Annotated in this window: 15 protein-coding genes; 4 read left to right on the top strand and 11 right to left on the bottom strand. The window is 66.2% G+C overall.

Annotation, left to right across the window (positions count from 1 at the left end):
* Nucleotides 1-98, bottom strand: a 98-nt coding sequence (locus tag A5636_RS27935; RefSeq protein ID WP_253900657.1) for a hypothetical protein, incomplete at its 3' end; no start/stop codon positions are given.
* A 370-nt stretch (nt 99-468) separates the two neighbouring features.
* Between A5636_RS27935 and A5636_RS20770 the strand changes: the two genes are divergently transcribed.
* Nucleotides 469-1,644, top strand: coding sequence for a thiolase family protein (locus tag A5636_RS20770; RefSeq protein ID WP_065160515.1), 1,176 nt, complete (start codon nt 469-471; stop codon nt 1,642-1,644).
* Between the two features lie 96 nt (nt 1,645-1,740).
* Here A5636_RS20770 and eccA read toward each other — a convergent pair whose 3' ends face one another.
* The 10 genes from eccA to A5636_RS20720 all read right to left on the bottom strand — a co-directional run bounded on the left by eccA (nt 1,741) and on the right by A5636_RS20720 (nt 13,088).
* Nucleotides 1,741-3,477: a type VII secretion AAA-ATPase EccA gene (eccA, locus tag A5636_RS20765; RefSeq protein ID WP_081287912.1), complete on the bottom strand. Its 1,737-nt coding sequence runs from the start codon at nt 3,475-3,477 to the stop codon at nt 1,741-1,743.
* Between the two features lie 47 nt (nt 3,478-3,524).
* Nucleotides 3,525-5,063 (bottom strand): type VII secretion protein EccE, encoded by a 1,539-nt coding sequence (eccE, locus tag A5636_RS20760; protein ID WP_065160513.1) that lies wholly within the window; start codon nt 5,061-5,063, stop codon nt 3,525-3,527.
* Nucleotides 5,060-6,709, bottom strand: a complete 1,650-nt coding sequence (gene mycP, locus A5636_RS20755; RefSeq protein ID WP_065160512.1) for a type VII secretion-associated serine protease mycosin — start codon at nt 6,707-6,709, stop codon at nt 5,060-5,062. Before mycP ends, eccE begins: the two co-directional genes overlap by 4 nt.
* Nucleotides 6,706-8,196 (bottom strand): type VII secretion integral membrane protein EccD, encoded by a 1,491-nt coding sequence (eccD, locus tag A5636_RS20750; protein WP_081287909.1) that lies wholly within the window; start codon nt 8,194-8,196, stop codon nt 6,706-6,708. The genes mycP and eccD overlap by 4 nt, the downstream gene beginning before the upstream one ends.
* On the bottom strand, nt 8,196-9,203 hold the full coding sequence (locus tag A5636_RS20745) for an AAA family ATPase (protein ID WP_065160511.1): 1,008 nt from the start codon (nt 9,201-9,203) through the stop codon (nt 8,196-8,198). Before A5636_RS20745 ends, eccD begins: the two co-directional genes overlap by 1 nt.
* Nucleotides 9,176-10,006, bottom strand: coding sequence for an ESX secretion-associated protein EspG (locus A5636_RS20740; RefSeq protein ID WP_065160520.1), 831 nt, complete (start codon nt 10,004-10,006; stop codon nt 9,176-9,178). The genes A5636_RS20745 and A5636_RS20740 overlap by 28 nt, the downstream gene beginning before the upstream one ends.
* 94 nt (nt 10,007-10,100) lie before the next feature.
* Complete coding sequence (locus A5636_RS20735) at nt 10,101-10,391, bottom strand: WXG100 family type VII secretion target (RefSeq protein WP_065160510.1); 291 nt, start codon at nt 10,389-10,391, stop codon at nt 10,101-10,103.
* A 55-nt stretch (nt 10,392-10,446) separates the two neighbouring features.
* Complete coding sequence (locus A5636_RS20730) at nt 10,447-10,773, bottom strand: WXG100 family type VII secretion target (protein ID WP_065160509.1); 327 nt, start codon at nt 10,771-10,773, stop codon at nt 10,447-10,449.
* 243 nt (nt 10,774-11,016) lie between these two features.
* Nucleotides 11,017-11,526: a pullulanase gene (locus A5636_RS20725; protein ID WP_065160508.1), complete on the bottom strand. Its 510-nt coding sequence runs from the start codon at nt 11,524-11,526 to the stop codon at nt 11,017-11,019.
* 101 nt (nt 11,527-11,627) lie between these two features.
* A complete protein-coding gene (locus A5636_RS20720) occupies nt 11,628-13,088 on the bottom strand; it encodes a CCA tRNA nucleotidyltransferase (RefSeq protein ID WP_065160507.1) in 1,461 nt (486 codons plus the stop codon).
* Nucleotides 13,089-13,321: 233 nt separating this feature from the next.
* Here A5636_RS20720 and A5636_RS20715 point away from each other — a divergent pair, with 233 nt between their 5' ends.
* The 3 genes from A5636_RS20715 to murJ are packed head-to-tail and all read left to right on the top strand — an operon-like array spanning nt 13,322 to nt 20,084.
* Complete coding sequence (locus tag A5636_RS20715; protein WP_065160506.1) at nt 13,322-14,068, top strand: NUDIX hydrolase; 747 nt, start codon at nt 13,322-13,324, stop codon at nt 14,066-14,068.
* The gene (locus A5636_RS20710) at nt 14,065-16,461 is read left to right on the top strand and encodes a hypothetical protein (protein WP_155763925.1); all 2,397 of its coding nucleotides are present in this window, start codon (nt 14,065-14,067) and stop codon (nt 16,459-16,461) included. Before A5636_RS20715 ends, A5636_RS20710 begins: the two co-directional genes overlap by 4 nt.
* Nucleotides 16,458-20,084 carry a murein biosynthesis integral membrane protein MurJ gene (murJ, locus tag A5636_RS20705; RefSeq protein ID WP_065160505.1) on the top strand — a complete coding sequence of 1,209 codons (3,627 nt, stop codon included), beginning with the start codon at nt 16,458-16,460 and terminating at the stop codon, nt 20,082-20,084. The genes A5636_RS20710 and murJ overlap by 4 nt, the downstream gene beginning before the upstream one ends.
* Nucleotides 20,085-20,089 lie beyond the last annotated feature (5 nt).

Below are 20,089 nucleotides of genomic sequence, written 5' to 3'. Positions count from 1 at the left end.
TCAATGGCGTTGCGCTGACCGGCCAACTCCGCCAACTCCTCAAACAACACCGCCAAGCGCTCTTTAGGACTCACCACCGCCGACGCACCCGAAGACATAACCCCATAATCACAGGGGGGTATGACAAGTCGGGGGGCGCACAGCTGGTCGTCGGAGTTGACGTCTTCCGTGTGCGGCACTGACTCGAAAGAGGCCACGTCGTGTGCCTTGACAGGTTAAAGACCCTTCAGCACAGCAATTTTGGTGTGCGCAGGATGACGCGAGGTGCTCCGTGGTGCTAACCGCTGCGGGGCAGATGCTTGTGCGCGAGTCCGGTGGGTTTCTTCATGTACCGACCGGTGTCGGGAAATAGGCACGTCGGCCGAATCGCTCGCCCGGCCACCCGGCGTTACATACCTGGCTACTATTGTAAATACGGTACTTGGTACGATTCGGTCGATCCCGCGACAGGAAGTTCGAGGTTCTGCTATGGCCACACCCGTGATCGTCGGCGCTGTCCGGACTGCGATCGGCCGCTCGTTCAAGGGGACGCTCGTCAACACCCCGCCGGAGATGCTCATTACTGCGGTGCTGCCCGAGGTGGTGCGCCGCTCCGGGGTGGACCCGGCCGAGATCGACGACATCATCTTCGCCGAATCCCACTATGGCGGTGGAGATTTGGCACGCTATGCGGCGACCGCCACCGGCCTGGAGCATGTGCCGGGCCAGTCGGTCAACCGGCACTGCGCGGGCAGCCTGACCGCAATCGGCAACGCCGCGGCTCAGATCGGCTCGGGCATGGAACGAGTGCTGATCGCCGGCGGCGTGCAGTCGTTGTCGATGACGCCGCTGACGAACTGGCGCATCCCCGGGCCCGAACTGAAGTTCGAGGAGCGGTGGATGCCGCCGACCCACGTCGAGACCCCGGACGCGCCGGCCAAAGACATGTCGATCACTGTCGGATGGAACACCGCCCAGTCGGTCGGGATCACCCGCGAAGAGATGGACGCCTGGGCAGCGCGCTCGCACCAGCGCGCCGTCGCGGCCCAGGACGCCGGCAAGTTCGCCGACGAAATCCTGCCGCTGAAGATCACCCAGTTCGACGGTTCAGTGACCGAGTTCGCCGTAGACGAGCACCCGCGCCGCGACACCACAGTGGAGAAACTGGCCGGACTGAAGGTATTGCACCCCGAGATCGAGGGCTTCTCCATCACCGCCGGCAACAGCAGCGGCACCAACGACGCCGCCGCCGCGGTAGCTCTGGTCGACGCCGACTACGCCGCCGCCAACAACCTGAACGTGATGGGCAAGGTGCGCGCCTGGGCCGCTGCGGGCGTCCCACCGCGGGACTGCGGGCTGGGTGCGGTCAAGGTGATCGGCAAGGTGTTGCAGCGGGCCGGTATCTCAGTCGAGGACGTGGCTTTGTGGGAGATCAACGAGGCGTTCGCTTCGGTGCCTATCGCTGCATGCCGCGAGTACGGCATCGACGAGGAGAAGGTCAATTTCTCCGGCAGCGGCTGCAGCCTGGGCCACCCGATCGCCGCCTCCGGTGCTCGCATGGTCACCACGCTGACCTATGAACTGGCCCGGCGTGGCGGCGGGATTGGCGTGGCAGCCATGTGCGCCGGCGGTGGCCAGGGCGGCGCGGTCGTCGTCGAGGTGTAGCTTGCGCGGCGCTTTAGCCATCGAGCTGTAGCCGGCGAGGCGCCTTCGTCATTGAGCTGATATGGCGCTTTCGTCACCGAGCTGTAGCTGGCGCGGTCAAAGCGCCACCGGCACATGCTTTTCCGCGCACGCATCGTGCACCGCGGTCAGCACATCGTCGGCAAGCAGTGTCTGTAGGTCGTCCACGGTGACCGAACCCTTGACACTTCGATGCTGCGTGGCCACCCGCGAATCCCGGAGCCGCTCAGCGCGTTCCACGACATTGCGGGCGAACCGTCCGTTGTGCATGACGTCAACGCCGTGCTGGCCGTCGGGCGCGCGGTAACCGCGCAGTGCCTCGCAAGCTGACTTCATCGCTTCAGCGGCCGCCGGCTCAATGATGGTTGCGCGCGGCTTGCCGTAGCGGACAGCGATCTCCACCAGCTCGTCCGGGCTGTAGGACTCGAAGCGCAACTTGCGATTGAACCGGCCCGCCAAACCCGGATTCACCGTGAGGAATTCGTCGATTTCCCGTTCATACCCGGCGCCGATGAAACAGAAGTCGAAACGATGCACCTCCAGCGCAACCAGCAGTTGGTTGACAGCTTCCATGCCGATCATGTCCGGCCGACCGTCTTGATGTCGCTCCACCAATGAGTAGAACTCGTCCATGAACAATATGCGTCCCAGCGAACGGTCAATCAGATCATTGGTTTTCGGTCCCGAGGCGCCGATGTGTTCGCCGCAGAAATCTGCCCTCTTGACTTCGACGATCTCGGGGTGGCGCACGATGCCCAGCCCGGCGTAGATCTTGCCCAGCGCTTCGGCCGTCGTCGTCTTGCCGGTACCGGGCGGGCCTACCAACAGCATGTGGTTGGTTTGATTGGCCACCGGCAACCCGGCAGCAAGACGCAACGCCCGCACCTCGATCTGGTCCTCGAGTTCGGACACCGCCCGCTTTACCTCGGCTAGCCCAACTTGGTTGTCCAGCAGCGCGCGTCCCTCCTGCAGAAGTTGGCGACGCCGCTCTTCATGTTCGGCCTCAGTGCGCTCTAGAGCGGACCGCTCAGTGGCCACATCCCATTTGTTGGTTCGGGACGCGATAACCTCTTCGTCGGTCACCACCAGCTGCAGGGTCGGATCGGCCAATGCCCGCTTCGCCGATTCCACCAGTGCGCCGTTGATCGTCGCCTTGGACAACCACACCTGCGCTTGATGCTCGTCTCCCAGCTGGCGATACGCCATCCCTCTGATGTAAGCGAGATCGGCTGCAATCAAGGGGAATTCGTCTGCCACATGCGTTGCGACCCGCTCTGTCCAGTCCAGCGCAACCCGCGCTTGACCGAGATGTGCCGCGGCGTGTGCAGCCAGGGTGCATGTCGCCGCCGTCACCGCCGACATGATGATGGCCTGCGGTGGCAGGATCGCCGCCGCTACCGCTATCACGTCGGGCCATCGTTGGGTGACGAACATCAAGTAGGCATCGATGTATTGCTTCCATTGATGATTCTCCCAGGTGTCCAGTAGTGCCCGATCCGACAGCAGCTTTTCGGCCTGCTCGTACTGTCCGGCATCGGTCAGCGCACTGGCTAGCGCCAAGCCGGCATGAGATGCTTCGGTAACCGAAATTGACAGGTACGGACCGGCTTTGATGGGAGCTGAGAGGTGCACACCGAGTCGGTTCGTCTCCCGATGCAAGCGGGACCCGTACCTGTGGAGCTGTTGCACTGTCGTCAGCGCTTCGTCACCCGCCGCAATCCGCCCCAGCCAGGCATCTGCCATGGACGGATCGATCTCGGTCGCTTCCCGAAACCTCGCGCCGGCGGCTTCGATATCGCTATCCAGCAACGCCATCGCATGGTCGAATCGCTTACGGGCGAGCGAGGTTGTGGTGCTGCTCGTCACGGCGAATCAACCGAGGCGAGTTCGGCGCTGCGCAGGCTCGTCGGTTCGGATGACACATAGCGGTTCTCGGCCCGGAACAATTCCACCTCCACTCGATGGGTATTGCCACCCGCCGTCACATCCACGGTCGCCGGGCCGCGTTGGGCGATAACGACATTGGCGGTGCCGGAATACTGCGTTTGCGATTCGCTCACCGAGACAACCGTATTCGGTCGAGGCGCCGGAATGATGCTGCCATCCACGATGCTGACGGTCGTCCCCGCAATCGGCTTGGCCTGGTCGGTCACCGCGATATCCGGCATCCTGACGCTGCTCCACCGCTCGAAGTCGCGCGTATGGATGGTAATTCGTGCACCGGCACCGGCCAGTCGCACCACTATGCGTTTGACCACAGGCTCGTCCGCCGCGATGTGGACGCGGCTGGATTCGCCCGGATCATCCAGCGGTAGCAACAGTCGATTGCCGGCGCCCACCTTGCCCAGGAGCACCCCGGATGGCCCTATCGGAACGACTAGCGGGCCGGCCAACCGGCCACGCTGGATGCGCCGCAGCGGTGGCAGGGGACCACACAGATTCGCGGCCACGGCATGTGCTTGTTCACCGGGCAGCGTCTGCAACATCGTGCTCGGTGGTGCCGTCGGTGGCTGTGCACTACACACTGTCATGGTGGCCGCCATGCTCTGGTCTGCGAAAAGCGTTACGTTCTGGGTGATTCCGTCACAACGCAGGGTCCAGGCGTGCGCGAGGTTCTCGGTGGTGACGTCGTGCGGCTGATACCAGTAACTGGTCAGCCACCCGCCGTCGCCCCGCACCGATTTCCATCGACGGTTCTGCACGTCTAATGCTGATCGGCCCAGCCTGCGTTCGAGTTCGACGATGTCGCTCGCGGTCGCCACCTTCGCACGGATCCCCTGCTGACGCAGCGCCGCACTGACCCGCTGCGCGGCCGCGAGCATTGCGGTCCCGACCGAGCTACGGCAGCGCAGCGCGTCTACGTTTTCCAGCACCGAGAGACGCAGGATCAGCCAGGCTTCACGCTGGCCGGCGTAGGGCGGTGTGCCGATCAACGTGTCGTAGACCCGCGCGTAGTCGCCCGTGCTCCGGCGCCGGGCCCCCGCACAGACCACGCTGATCGAATCGAGCTTCAGCTCGAGGCTCTGTCTCAACAATGGCCGCAAATCGTCGATATTCAAGACGTTTTCGGTTTCGGCGCACGTCGAACCCGTGAAGATGGTCGGTACGTGTGTCTTTCCGAGCAGCTGCACGGCAGCCACGGCGACCCCGTCCTGGAATCGCACTCCCCCGCCGGCCCGGTCGTTGGCAACCGTCCGGGGTTGCGTCCACTGGATTGGGCGGTTGCGCCGAGACCACAGCAGGAACCAGGACCACATCGTGTGGCGGCCCCACGGAACGACACCGGCGGCGAGGCCGAGCAGCAAACCTGCTGCGGCGCCGACATATCCGCCGACTGCCAGGCCCGCCGTGGTCACGGCGAGGATGCCACCGATGATTGCCAATTTGGTGTTGATCGTCATCGTTGCCGCCGTACCCGAGCGATCAGCCAGGCCGCGGCGACCGCAGCTGCGACAACCCCAGCGAAGATCAGTGCAACATCGCGGGCCCGGTGATCCGGTGGTGACGGCGGTGCGGCCGGGGTGACGATCCTGCTGTGTGCCGGTGGTGGGAGGCGCTCACCTAGCGGCACGTCGAAGGTCAACGCGGCGACCGGATCCACCACCCCGTAACCGACCTGGTTGTCGACTCCGCGCGGTGGATTGTGAGCGGTCTGCAGGATTCGGTTGATGATCTGGTGCGCTGACAGCGTCGGATACTTCGCCCGCACCAGTGCGGCAACCCCGCTGACGTAGGCCGCCGAGAAGCTAGTACCCCAGATCGGCATGTTCTTCTCGCCCGCTCGGATCGGCGGGTAGGCGTTCACCGGTCCCCCGGTTTGAGGCGATAGTCCTATGATGCCGACGCCCGGCGCCGCGGCTGCGACCCACGGCCCAGCGAGACTCTTGCTGATCGCGGCTCCGGTGTTGTCCACCGCCCCGACCGACAAGACGTAGTCAGAGAACCACGACGGTGAGGAGACGGTTTTCACTTGATGCCAGTCCCGCGGATCGGCTGCATCCAGTGGGTCGAATGACGGGTTCTGCGCACATCCGTCTTCGCTGTCATTCCCCGCGGCGGCGACGATCACCGCGTCCTTGACTGTGGCCGCGTACCAGACGGCGGCGCCGATGGCAGCTTGGTCCAGTGGATCGGCGGCTGGCACGCACGAAGTGACACTGATGTTGATGACCTTGGCGCCCATATTGGCCGCATGCACGATCGCGCTGGCGAGGGTCGAGATCGACCCGGCCTTCTTGCGCACTTCCATGTCGCCGGGCCCGGGGTTGACCGGTTCATAGGCCCGCGACGACTGCCGGATGGACATGATCACCGCATGCGGTGCGACACCCACCACCCCGTCGGGTGCACCCGGCGGCGGAGCCGGTACTTCGGGGACATCGCTCGCTCCGGTGCCGGGATCCCCAGGCGCATTGGATGGTTCGTCGGGCGGCGGGGCGGGCGGAGGCGGCACCGGTTTCGTCTCGGTCACGGTGACAGGGGTGGGCGGCGGTGGCGGTGCGACGGGTGGCGGTGGCCCGGCAGGTGGGGGCGGCGCAGCATCGACCGCCTGCGGTCCGCTGGGCGGCGGAAACGCTGGCGTGCTGGGCATCGGGGCGGGCATTGGGCCACCCTGCGGCGCGGCACCGATCACCGACGCGACGACGGTGCCGTGTGCGTCGCAGTCCATCAGCCCGTCGCCGCCCATGATGTAGTCACCGCCGGCGACTACCCGCAGCCTCGGGTTGGGATTGATGCCGGTGTCGATGATCGCGACCGGCACTCCGTTGCCGGTGGAGTACTGCCAGGCCTTGCCGATGCTGAGCATTGTGAAGCCCGGCGCGGTGACCGACACGTTGGGATCGGCCACAGTGATCGTGCGGGCACACATATTGCTTTGCCGCATTGGTTGCTCCGGCGCGGGCTTGCCGTCCGCCGGCACGCGACCCGGATCGATCGCTGGCGGTGGAATCGCCTGGGCTGCCACTGGGTTCGTGGAGAGAACGCCCACAACGACCGCGGCCGCAAGCGCGCTGATCCGCCGGGTGACACCTGTCCTTCGCGTCATCGCATCCGCACCCAGGTGAACAATCCGCCGATCCACGCAGCCAGCGGCAAGGCGACGATAATGGCCAGTATCTCCAGCCATTCGGCCGCCATACGGACCAGCGGGGTGAACCTGGTGACCGGCACGACTAGTGCGGCCAAGAGCCCGCCAGCCGCAAAGGCGACCAACAACACGGCCGCCGATGCCAATGCCTCTGGGGCTGAGTGTGGCTGCTGGACAATATATTTGACAATGCCGACGCAGGTGGCGGCCGCGGCTCCGCATACCAGCGCAACGGCTTGCCGCTTGTCGGCGAAGGCTCGGCCGCGGCTGATGAAGATCAACACGAACAAGCTGGCGAGGACCGCAGTGGCCGTGCCTCGCTCACGCCCTGGCATGAGCGTTGCCCACACCGCCGCCGGCAAGGTGACCGCGGCGCCCACGCAGATTCCGGTCAGTACGCTATTGGCTCTTATCGCCGCGGCGGCGATCTGCGACCCTCGCGGGGTGGTGTCCGGATTGGCGTCGTCTTCGGCGCCCCCCGCTGCATCGGTGACCGGCGAGACCGCATCCACCGGCAGGCCGTCGCTGCGGCGGAACAGGTCTCGTCCGGTGATGGAGCCGAAGTACGGCGGACGGATCGCGGCAACCCACAGCGCGACCGTCGGCGCGAAGGTCAACACCAGCAGCAGCGCCACCAGGGTGCCCATACCGAGCCACTGGGCAGGAACCGGCGACCACATCCGTGTCGCAGCAACCGCGCCACCCAGGCCGCAGAGGGTAACGACCGTGGCGGCGATATCGAGGTGACGCTGCGTCACCGCTGTGACGGCGCAAGCCAACACCGCGATCGCCAGTGCGGAAATGAACAGGTGGGCCGATCCCAGCGGCCCGGGTGCCCCGCCCGCCAGACTCACCGCTAGTAGCGGGACGACCAGCCAGCCGAGCGCATCCAGCAGATCCGCACGATGCCGCCACCACCGCAACACCACAAATGCACCACCCCCGGCCAGCAGCCCGGCAGTTCCGCTGATGATGCTGGGCATCAGCGCATCGGACGACACCCGTTGCCGGATAGTCAATCCGACGATTGTCATCGTCACCATGGCCACGATGACCAGGGCGGTATGTGCGGCAGTCTGCACCGTCACCGGCTCGAAGAGTTTCTTGCCGACCCGCGCCAGTCCAGTGGACAAGGATTCGTATTGCGGTTCGAATGACTCGCCGTCCGCCGCGGGCACCAAGGTCAACGTGGCGCCGTCTTCCACGCCCAGTTCGTCGAGGGTTCGGGTGACGTCCAGGCGCACACCGTTGGCCTTCTGCAGTTCGTATCCGACACCGGGTTCCAACCCACCCAGGCCGCGCCGCTTGAGCTCGTCATTGAGCAGTTCGACGACGTTGTCGATGAAGACCTCGATCGGCACGGCGGCCGGATAGACTTGCGAGAGAAGGTGTTCACCGCAGACGACCGCCACCGCGCAACGCGCGGGAAACGAGACATGAGCCATTAACGCGGCCTGTCGGCATCCGGAATGTATTTGTCCGCCAACGCCGCAGTGACTTCGAACAACCGCAGTCGTGTCTTCTTCTTCAGTTCGTGGCGGGTATCGATTATCCCGCCCTTGGCGAGATACGGGTCGTACGGCATGAATTCGACAGTCGCGCCGGATTGACGGAACCGCTCAGTGAGATAGGCGCGGGCCTCGGGATCGTACTTATTGCGGCTGTCGTTGAGGATGACTGTGCTGCGCGAGACCAACTCGTGAAAGCCCATCGAGCGCAACAGATCGATCGCGCGCGTCACCGGTAACGAGGTGTCCGCGGTCAAACCGGAGACGAAAACCAAAGCGTCGCAAGCGTCGAGCACCGCTTTCATCACTGGGTGCTCGAGGTCGTCGGAGGTGTCCACCACGATGACCGTGTGGGTGCGGCGCAGCCGGGACAACACGCCGGTGAACATCGATGGAACCAACGGCCGCGGTTGGTCCGACGCCCGATTGCCGGCCAGCACGTCAAGTCCAATGCTGTTCTGCCCCAGGTGTTCCCGAATATCGGCGTAGCCCTGGACGTCGGTGTCGTTCAGGACGGCCGAGTAGTCCCCGGGCGGGGACTCGTCGATTCGTCCGGCCAAAGTACCGAATCCAGGTGCCGCGTCGATGGCAACGACATTCTCGGGCCGGCATTCACGGAAGACACCACCGATGCAGGCTGTCATGGTCGTCTTGCCGACGCCGCCCTTTCCCGAGATCACCCCGATGACATACTGCTTGCGGATGTGTCGGCGGATCCGTTCCTGCAATTCCCGGTAGTGTCGCTCGGCCGGTGACTCGCCTAGGTTCGCCGCGCCAAAAGAGATGTTGTAGAGGAACTTTCGCCAACCCGACCCAGGTGGGACCTTGCGGGGTGCCACCATGTCGGAGATACGTAAGGTGTCCGAAACCGATTGCGTCACGGCGTGATTGCTAACACTTGAAGGATTCCTCTCGACTACACGACTTTTCGGTACGAATACCATTCCTGATCGGCCGGCAGGCGCCGCACCAGGTGACTGATCGCCGCGGCTATGTTGCCCTGCGTGCCCGGCGCGATGATCATCCATTTCTTTCCGGCGGAATGGATGTCCTCAGCGACCAACCGTCCCGCCGGGCTATCGATGATCGTGACTGCGCTTGCCTCGATGTGCATCCGATGCGCTCGGCCGGAGGCCACCCCGCACTGGATGGCAACAATGGACGCTTGGGCGGACCGGTGGCGGTCCGCGGCCAGCGCCAGTGTCCGCAACTGATCGGCTTCGAGATGCTGTCCAGCCAGGAATTCCTGCAACGCTTGGTGATCGGCTGTCGCGCGCAGCGCGTCCGAGTCCAGAGTGACCGGCCGCAACGGTGCCGCTGCGTTCTGACCGCACAACCGCTCGATCTCCGCGTAAATCATTGAGCTGGCGGATGCCTCGGTGGTTGCGGTGCCCACCCCGCTGAGGCGGACCAGATCGGCGGATCGCTCGATGGCGACCCACCACTGAGCGAATCGGGCAATCAACACGCGGGCAGGTTCGTCATCCTCGGGGGTACGGATCTGGACGAATAGCGCGACGTCGCGACGCGACAGCACGGTCAACCACTCCACCACGGTCCGGTCCACTTCGCCGGATTCGTCGAGGACCCCGACGTCGCGTAGTTCGGCAGCGACGGGGTGCGCCCACACCAGTTGTTTGGGCTCCACACTGGGCAGGTGGGGCCGCAAACCAAGTTCAGGTGCGACGGTTTCGATGCCTGTGAGCACTTGCAGTGCCCACAGGCCGTCGACGGTGGTAGTTAACACGATGTCCTTCATAAGCGGGCCGAGGGCGCACGCTATGCATGCGCCCTACGGTCCGATCGAAATGGTTAGGTGAATGACATGGCCAGGTGAATGACTAGGTGAACAAGGCACCCATCTGTGCGTCGGTCGCCTGGGCCATCTCGTCCACGCTGTGCACGGTGTGAGCATGCCGGCTCACGGTTTGAATCATGTCTTCGAGGCCGTGCAGCATCTGCTGTTGCGCGTCGAAGAACGCAGTGGCGCCATGGCCCTGAAAGAAGTCCCCGAGCCCCTGGGTGAGGTGCAGGACGTCGGCGTGGATTTCCATCAATTGCGCGGCCTGTGCTCCGACCTCGCCGGCGAAGCCGACGACGGCGCCGTGGTTGTAGACGATGTGATCTGTCATGGAGTTGTTTCCTTAGGTGGTGAGGTCATCGATTACGGAGGGGTTGGCGATGCGATCAGACCGCTTGCGCTCCCCCGCCGAAGACGCCATTGAGGTTGTGCGCTGCGTCAGCTTCGTGGTTTTCCATGAGGACCGCCGCGCGACCGAGGCCGCTGGCCAGCCGGTGACCGCCCGTCATGATCTGCTGCAAATCGTGATGAATCTGGCCCGCGGTATTCAGTGACGTGGAGCCGGCATCGCCTGCCCATCCGGTCGCGCTGATGATGTTCTCGTGGCCGCTCAAGTACTGATTGGCGATCGTCGCCGCCTCCTGTAGACGGGTCTCTATCCGCTGCTGGGTACTGCGCAGCAGCTCCGGTGTAACAACTGTCGCGTTTGCCATATTTACTTCTCCTCAATTAAGCACGCTGTGCGAGCCAGGGTCTGGGTAAAGCTAGACCAGGGCCGACGAGCTGTCACTTCAGTCGGTGCCGAGGCTGCACAGGGGGTCAAGCAGGCTGTTTAGTGCACACCAGAACTGACTGCCTGTCAAACTCAGAAGTTGTACGAACAGTCCCGTTTACGATTTTCAGCGATCCGCGGAATGGTCGTTGTCAGTTAGCTGTGCTTAGTAGAGCAATTGAATTCATAGGGTGCTTGCGCCGTCTGCGGCGCCATCCCCATCGCTGTCGGTCAGCCGGATATTCCAGCGGCCGTCGCCATCGGTGTCGACGTATCCCGTCATTCCTCCGGGACCGCTGCACAGCACCCGGTCCGCCAAACCGTCACCGTTGGCGTCGAAGAGTCGGTCATCCGGGCGACCTCCACCGTCGAAGTCCACCAGCGGCCCGCCGCTGTGTTCGACTCCGTCCAGCCCGAACCATCTCACCTGTCCAGCCCGATCGACGGCCACCGCCCACGTCCCTGCTCCCTCGTCAACGAAATAGCTCTCGGGAGACCCGTCGTTGTCGAGGTCCAACACCGCATGATCGGCGAACCCGTCACCGTCGAGATCGGCAAGGGCGTCGTCACGCATCCCGTCACCGTCCAGGTCGAGGCCGATCGCGTCGAGGCTCCCGTCGCCGTCGAGGTCGAGATCGGGCGGGCGGGTCCAGATCGACGCGTTGCCGTCATCTCCGGCCAAGCAGTACTCCATGCCTGCTTGGACGCGTCGGTCAGGCCCCGGGTTCCCGCGATCACGCCCTGCCGACAGGCGTCAGCGCCCAGCGTGGGATGGCACGGTTCGGACCAGTCGCACTAGTCCGAACCGTCTCCCCGCGAATTCCACCAAGCCAACAGTTCAGCGGTGGCCTCGTCGGCCGGCAGCGGCCCGCGCTCCAGCCGAAGCTCCTTGAGGAATCGCCACGCCTCCCCCACCTGTGGGCCGGCCGGGATGCCGAGCAGCCGCATGATCTCGTTGCCGTCCAGATCGGGGCGGACACGGGCCAGATCCTCCTGCGCGGCAAGTTCGGCGATCCGCGCCTCCAACCGGTCGTAACTGGCCTGCAATCGTGCTGCCCGACGCTTGTTGCGGGTGGTGCAATCCGCGCGGACCAGCTTGTGCAGCTGCGGCAACAACGGCCCGGCGTCCGTGACGTAGCGACGCACCGCCGAATCGGTCCACTTGCCCTCGCCGTAGCCGTGGAAACGCAGATGCAGATACACCAGGTGCGAGACGTCATCGACCATCTGCTTGGAATACTTCAACGCCCGCATCCGCTTGCGGACCATCTTGGCGCCCACCACCTCGTGGTGGTGAAAACTCACCCCGCCGTTCGGTTCGTGCCGGCGAGTATTGGGTTTGCCGATGTCGTGTAGCAGTGCGGCCCAACGCAATACGAGATCGGGGCCATCGTCCTCCAGGTCGATGGCCTGACGCAGCACGGTCAGTGAATGCTGGTATACGTCCTTGTGCTGGTGATGCTCGTCGATGGCCATCTGCATGCCGCCGACCTCGGGCAGCACCACTTCGCCCATCCCGGTCTGCACCAGCAGGTCGATGCCGGCCACCGGGTCCTTGCCCAGCAACAACTTGTCCAGCTCGGCGGCCACCCGCTCGACACTGATCCGCTCCAGCTGCGGGGCCATCTCCTCGATCGCAGTGCGCACCCGCGGCGCCACGGTGAAGCCGAGTTGAGAGACAAACCGCGCGGCGCGCAGCATCCGTAACGGGTCGTCGCCGAAGGACGCCTGCGGGGACGACGGGGTGTCGAGCACCCGGGCGCGCAGCGCCACCAGCCCGTCGAGCGGGTCGAGGAATTCGCCGAGCCCGCTGGCGGTGATGCGCACGGCCATCGCGTTGACGGTGAAGTCACGGCGCACCAGATCGTCCTCGAGGCGCTCGCCGAACCGCACGTCGGGATTGCGCGACACTTGGTCGTAGGTGTCGGCGCGGAAGGTGGTGATCTCCAGCCGGTGCTCCCGCGCGCCGTCGGCAATGGCGAGACCAATGGTTCCGAACTCGATGCCGGTGTCCCACAGCGCAGTGGCGAACGGCCGCACAATCTTCTGCACCTGCTCCGGGTGCGCGGAGGTGGTGAAATCCAGGTCCGGGCTCAACCGGCCCAGCACCGCATCCCGCACCGACCCCCCGACCAGGTACAACTCGTGACCGGCAGCCGCGAACGCCGCGCCCAGCTGACTCAGCACAGGCGAGTACGGCTGCAACGCCACCGCCGCGGCGGTCAGCAGCTCGGCGTCCAGGAGGGGTTCGGCCACGTGGACTTACCCTAGTCGGACTTCGATGGTGACTCCGATGGTGACTAAGCCCACGCGGCGTCCAGCAACGCCCCACCGTCCCGAGCGCTGTCGCGGCAAGCCGGGCAAAAATAGCGCCGCCAGATCCAGAGGCTGCTGTGGCATATGCGACAGTGGCGACGGAAGTGATCAAAGGTGCACGCCAACGGCGAGTGCATCCGGAAGACCGGCCCGTGCCAGCTAATATCGCTTGGGTGTCGGAGGGCGAACAGGCCAAACCACGTCGACGCCGCGGACGGCGTCGCGGCCGTGGTGGCGGTACGCGGTCAGCCGACAAAAACACGAACGGCCAGCCCGCGGAGGACACAGCACCCACCCCGGCCACAGCGGCCCAACGCCGCACCCGGCCTCGCCGCGGCACCGACCGGATGCGCACCGTCCACGAGACCTCCGCCGGCGGCCTGGTGATAGACGGTATCGACGGCCCTCGCGAATCGCAGGTGGCCGCCCTCATCGGACGCATCGACCGGCGTGGCAGGATGCTGTGGTCGCTGCCCAAGGGCCACATCGAGATGGGTGAAACCGCCGAGCAAACGGCCATTCGCGAAGTCGCTGAAGAGACGGGGATCCGGGGCAGCGTGCTGGCCGCGCTGGGACGCATCGACTACTGGTTCGTCACCGATGGCCGACGGGTGCACAAGACCGTGCACCACTATCTAATGCGGTTTCTGGGCGGAGAGCTGTGCGACGAGGACCTCGAGGTCGCCGAGGTGGCCTGGGTGCCGATCCGGGAACTGCCGTCCCGCCTCGCCTACGCCGACGAACGCCGCTTGGCCGAAGTCGCCGACGAACTGATTGACAAGCTGCAGAACGACGGCGAACAGGCGCTGCCGCCGCTGCCGCCGAGTGCACCCCGGCGCCGACCGCAGACCCATTCCCGCACCCGCCACGCCGACGAGTCCGAACCGGGCAAGAAGAACGGTCACGGGCAGGGGCCGTGATCGCGCGCAGACACCGATGGACCAGGTTGGTGCGTCTCGCCGCAGTGATCGGCATCGTCGCCGGGTTCGGCGTACTGCTCACCGCGCCGGCCACCACACCCCTGGCGGGCGCGGGTGAACCCACCGCGACGCCCTTCGTCCAGGTGCGGATCGACCAGGTCACCCCGGACGTGGTCACCACCACCAGCGAGCCCGTCGTCACCGTCAGCGGCATGGTCACCAACATCGGTGACCGCCCGGTCCGCGACGTCATGGTCCGACTGGAGCACGCATCCGCGGTCACCACCTCAACCGGGCTGCGCACCTCGCTCGACGGCAGCACCGACCAGTACGAGGCCGCAGCCGATTTCCTGACGGTGGCCCCCGAACTGCAGCGCGGACAGCAGGTCGGGTTCATCTTGTCCGCGCCGCTGCGCTCACTGACCAAGCCGTCACTGACGATCAGTCAGCCCGGCATCTATCCGTTGCTGGTCAACGTCAACGGCACCCCCGACTACGGCGCACCCGCCCGGCTCGACAACGCGCGGTTCCTGCTGCCGGTAGTAGGGGTGCCGCCGGACAAAGCCGCTGAGATCGAGCAGGCGGTCGCGCCCGAAACCAGCAAGCCCGTCTGGATCACCATGCTGTGGCCGCTGGCCGACCGGCCCAGGCTGGCTCCCGGGGTTCCCGGCGGCACCATTCCGGTCCGCCTCGTCGACGACGATCTGGCCAACTCCCTGGCCAACGGCGGCCGGCTGGACACGCTGCTGTCCGCGGCCGAGCTCGCCACCAGCCGCGACGTCGATCCCGACGGCGCCGTCGGCCGCGCATTGTGCCTGGCCGTCGACCCCGACCTCCTCGTCACGGTCAACGCGATGACCGCGGGTTATGCGGTGTCCAATTCGCGCGATGGCGCCGCCCAGTTGCCGGGCACTCCTACCCATCCGGGCACCGGTCAGTCCGCCGCGACGCTGTGGCTCAACCGGCTGCGGGCGCTGGCCCATCGCACCTGCGTGGTGCCGCTGCCGTACGCCCAGGTGGACCTGGATGCCTTACAGCGCGTCAACGACCCTGGCCTCAGCTCGACCGCGACGGTCAGCACCGGCGACATCGTCGACCGCATTCTGGACGTCACCTCCGTACGCGGCACCGCCCTGCTGCCTGACGGGCCACTGACCGGACGCGCCGTCAGCCTGCTCAACGCCAACGACAGCACGGTCGCCGTGGCCGCGGCCGACTTCTCCGCCCAAGACGGCACCCCGAGCAGCGCTGAGATTGCGCCGCGGCGCATGGCACCGCGGGTGGTAGCCGCGCCCTTCGATCCCGCCGTCGGGGCCGCCCTGGCCGGCGCCGGGACCAACCCCACCGTGCCGACCTACCTTGACCCGGCATTGTCCATCCGGCTCACCCACGATTCGATTACCGCACGCCGCCAGGACGCCCTGGGCGCCATGCTGTGGCGCAGCCTGACCCCTGACGCGGCACCGCGCACCCAGATTCTGGTTCCGCCGGCGTCGTGGAATCTGCAGGGTGACGACGCGCAATCCATCCTGACCACGCTGGCCACCGCCATCCGTTCCGGGTTGGCCGTCCCCCGTCCGCTTCCGGCGTTGGTCGCCGACGCGGCGGCCCGCACCGAACCGCCGCAACCGCCCGGCGTCTATCCGGGGGTGCGGGGCCGGTTCGGCGATGACGTCACCAGCCAGGTCTCCGGGCAGGTGGCGCGATTGTGGAAGCTGACGTCGGCGTTGATGACCGACGAGCGCACCGGCCTGACCGGGCCGCAGTACACCGCACCACTGCGCGAGGACATGCTGCGGGCCTTGAGCCAATCAGTGCCGCCCGACACCCGCAGCGGACTGGCCCAGCAACGGCTCATGGTGGTCGGCACCACGATCGACGATTTCTTCGGCTCCGTGACCATCGTCAATCCCGGCGGCTCCTACACCTTGGCCACCGAGCACAGCCCACTCCCGCTGGCCTTACACAACGGCCTGGCCGTTCCGATCCGGGTGCGGCTGCAGGTCAACGCGCCGCCCGGAATGACCGTCACCGATGTCGGCGAGATCGAATTGCCGCCGGGCTACCTGCCGCTGCGGGTGCCGATCGAAGTGAACTTCACCCAGCGGGTCGCCATCGACGTCGGGCTGCGCACCCCGGACGGGACGTCCCTGGGTGACCCGGTGCGACTCTCGGTGCACTCCAACGCCTACGGCAAGGTGCTGTTCGCGATCACCCTCACGGCGGCGGCGGTCCTTGTCGCGCTGGCCGGTCGCCGGCTCTGGCACCGATTCCGCGGCCAGCCCGACCGCGCCGACCTCGATCGTCCCGACCCCCCGCCCGGTCACCGGTCCCACCTGGTCGAGCAGCACCAGCCGATCGACCATCGCGTCCACGAAGAGCATCGCGTATGACATCCGCCCCACGGCGGGTGCAAGCACCGCCGCAGGGCCGGCCGCAGAGTCCCCCTCGGAGGCAACCCGCGTCCCAGCAGCGGCCTGCGCAACAGCGGCCCCGCCAGGAGGAACTTTCGGACGCGGCCCTGGTGTCGCGGTCTTGGGGCATGGCGTTCGCCACCTTGATCAGCCGGCTCACCGGCTTCGCCCGCATTGTGCTGCTGGCCGCGATCCTGGGTGCGGCACTGTCCAGTTCATTCTCGGTGGCCAACCAGTTGCCGAATCTGGTTGCGGCGCTGGTACTGGAAGCGACCTTCACCGCGATCTTCGTGCCTGTGCTGGCCCGCGCCGAGCAGGACGACCCCGACGGCGGTGCGGCCTTCGTGCGCCGACTGGTCACGCTGGCCACCACCCTGCTGATCCTGGCCACCGCGCTGTCGGTGCTGGCCGCCCCCCTGCTGGTGCGGTTGATGCTCGGCCGGGACCCGGAGGTCAACGAACCACTGACCACAGCCTTCGCGTATCTGTTGTTGCCCCAGGTGCTGGCGTATGGGCTGTCCTCGGTGTTCATGGCGATCCTGAATACCCGCAACGTGTTCGGGCCGCCCGCCTGGGCGCCCGTCGTCAACAACATCGTCGCGATCGCGACTCTGGGGGTATACCTCGCGGTCCCCGGTGAACTGTCGCTGGACCCCGTCCAGATGGGCAATCCCAAGCTGCTGGTGCTGGGCATCGGCACCACCCTGGGGGTAGTTGCCCAGACCTTGGTGTTGCTGGTCGCGATCGGGCGCCAACGGATCAGCCTGCGACCGCTGTGGGGACTCGACGACCGGCTTAAGAGGTTCGGCACGATGGCCGCCGCGATGGTCCTTTACGTGCTGATCAGTCAGCTCGGTCTGGTGGTCGGCAACCAGATCGCCAGCACGGCCGCCGCATCCGGCCCGGCGATCTACAACTACACCTGGCTGGTGCTGATGCTGCCGTTCGGCATGATCGGCGTGACGGTCCTGACTGTGGTGATGCCGCGGCTGAGCCGCAACGCCGCCGCCGACGACATTCCAGCGGTACTGGCCGACCTGTCGCTGGCCACCCGCCTGACCATGATCACGCTGATCCCAGCGGTGGCATTCATGACCGTCGGTGGTCCCGCTATCGGCAGCGCTCTGTTCGCTTACGGCCATTTCGGCCGAGTCGACGCCGGATATTTGGGCGCCGCAATCGCCCTCTCGGCGTTCACCCTGATCCCGTACGCCTTGGTGCTGCTGCAGTTGCGGGTGTTCTACGCGCGCGAGCAGCCTTGGACGCCGATCATCATCATCATCGTGATCACCGCGGTCAAGATCGCGGCGTCCCTGGCCGCCCCGCATCTCACCAGCAACAAGCAATTGGTAGCCGGGTACCTGGGTACAGCCAACGGGCTCGGATTTTTGGCCGGGGCGGCCGTCGGGCACATCCTGCTGCGCCGCAGCTTGCGGCCCAGGGGCGGCGGGTTGATCGGCCTGGGCGAAATCCGCACCATCTTGGTGACGATCTCGGCGTCCCTGTTGGCCGGCCTGGTCGCCCATGTCGCCGACCGGCTACTGGGGCTGGACGGGTGGACCGCGCACGGCGGCATGGGTTCGCTATTGCGGCTGATCGCGCTTTCGATCATCATGGTGCCGATCCTGGTCGCGGTGCTGCTCGCCGCGGGGGTCCCGGACGCAGAGGCGGCGCTCGCCGCCGTCCGGCGGCGCATGGGATATGGCGGTGCGACACGCACGCAACCAGCGCCGGCCAAAGCCACTGTCTCGTCTGGGAGACATTCGGTCACGTACCCTGAGCAAAGAAAACCGTCCCTGCCGGGGGGCAGTATGGCCCAGGAAGTGGCCCAGGAAGCGGGACAGGAACCGTTCCGGCGTAAACCTCCGGTAACCAGGGCCGGGTTAGCGAAAGGACTGGGGGTGACCGACCGCTCCTCCGATAGCGCCGTGCCCCGTGCCTTCCCCGAATCGAAGACGGGCGACGAACCACCGCGCGCCGACGACTTCCAGCCCGACATTCCGGTCGAGCGGGTGCCCACCCGCGCGCGGAACCAGCGCAACGGCGATCTCTCCCCCGAACCCCGGGGTCCGCTGCCGTTCGACGCTCCGCGCGAACGCAGCCCCGAACCGCCGGCCGACGACCATAGCCTGGTGCCCGGTGCGCGCATCGCCAACGGTCGCTACCGCCTGCTCATCTCGCACGGGGGCACCCCGCCGCTGCACTTCTGGCAAGCCATGGACACCGCGCTGGACCGGCAGGTGGCGCTCGTGTTCGTCGACCCCGAGGGAGTGCTCCCCGAGGAGGTACTGCAGGAAATCCTGTCGCGCACCCTGCGCTTGAGCCGGATCGACAAACCCGGTATCGCCCGGGTACTGGACGTGGTGCACACCGGGTCCGGGGGTTTGGTGGTCGCCGAATGGATCCGCGGCGGCTCACTGCAGGAAGTGGCTGACACCTCGCCGTCGCCGGTGGGCGCCATCCGGGCGATGCAATCGCTGGCCGCGGCCGCAGACGCCGCTCACCGTGCGGGCGTGGCCCTGTCGATCGACCATCCCAGCCGGGTTCGAGTCAGCATCGACGGCGACGTAGTGCTGGCCTACCCGGCGACCATGCCCGACGCAAACCCCGAGGACGACATTCGGGGAATCGGCGCTTCGCTGTATGCGCTGTTGGTCAACCGGTGGCCGCTGCCGGAGTCCGGCGTGCGCAGTGGGCTGGCGCCCGCTGATCGCGACGCGAACGGTCAACCGATCGAGCCGACCGTGGTCGACCGCGACATCCCGTTCCAGATTTCCGCGGTGGCCGTTCGCTCGGTGCAGGAGGATGGCGGAATCCGCAGCGCCTCAACGCTTTTGAACCTCCTGCAGCAGGCCACCGCGGTGGCCGACCGTACCGAGGTGCTGGGCCCGATCGCCGAGCCGCCCGCCCCTGCGGCGCCGCGCCGAGCCGCCGCCCGCGACGGCGAGGCCTATTCGCGCCGGCGCCGCAACATCTTGATCGGCGTCGGTGCGGGTGCTGCGGTCCTCCTGATCGCGCTGCTGGTGCTCGCCTCGGTGGTCAGCAGGATATTCGGGGATGTCGGCAGCGGCATCAAGGGAGACCAGCTCGGGCTGAACAACCCGTCGTCGTCGGCGGCGGCGTCGGAATCCCCGGGCAGTCCGGTCCCGTCGGGCACCGTCGTCAAGCCCACCAAGGTGGCGGTCTTCTCCCCGGGCGGTGACGCCGACAATCCCGGCGAGGCCGACCAAGCCATCGACGGCAATCCGGGCACCTCCTGGCATACCGACACCTACTCCGACTCGGTGCCGTTCCCCGGCTTCAAGAGCGGCGTTGGCTTGCTGTTGCAACTGCCGCGGCCGACATCGGTCGGGGTGGTCACGCTCAACGTCTCCAGCACTGGTACCAAGGTCGAGATCCGCTCGTCGAGCACGGCGAATCCGTCGAAGCTGGAAGACACCAACTTGCTGACCTCAGCCACCCTCAAGCCCGGGCCCAACACCATTCAAGTCAACGCGTCGTCGCCGACATCGAACCTGCTGGTGTGGATCTCCACGTTGGGCACCACCGATGGCAAGAGTGAGGCCGACATCTCCGAACTCACGGTTCAAGCCGCCTCCTGACGCTG

It is taken from the genome of Mycobacterium asiaticum (genome assembly GCF_001673315.1).
GTDB classification, from domain to species: domain Bacteria; phylum Actinomycetota; class Actinomycetes; order Mycobacteriales; family Mycobacteriaceae; genus Mycobacterium; species Mycobacterium asiaticum_B.
Note: the sequence above shows the minus strand (reverse complement) of the source record. Positions and strands in the feature narration are given on the sequence as shown.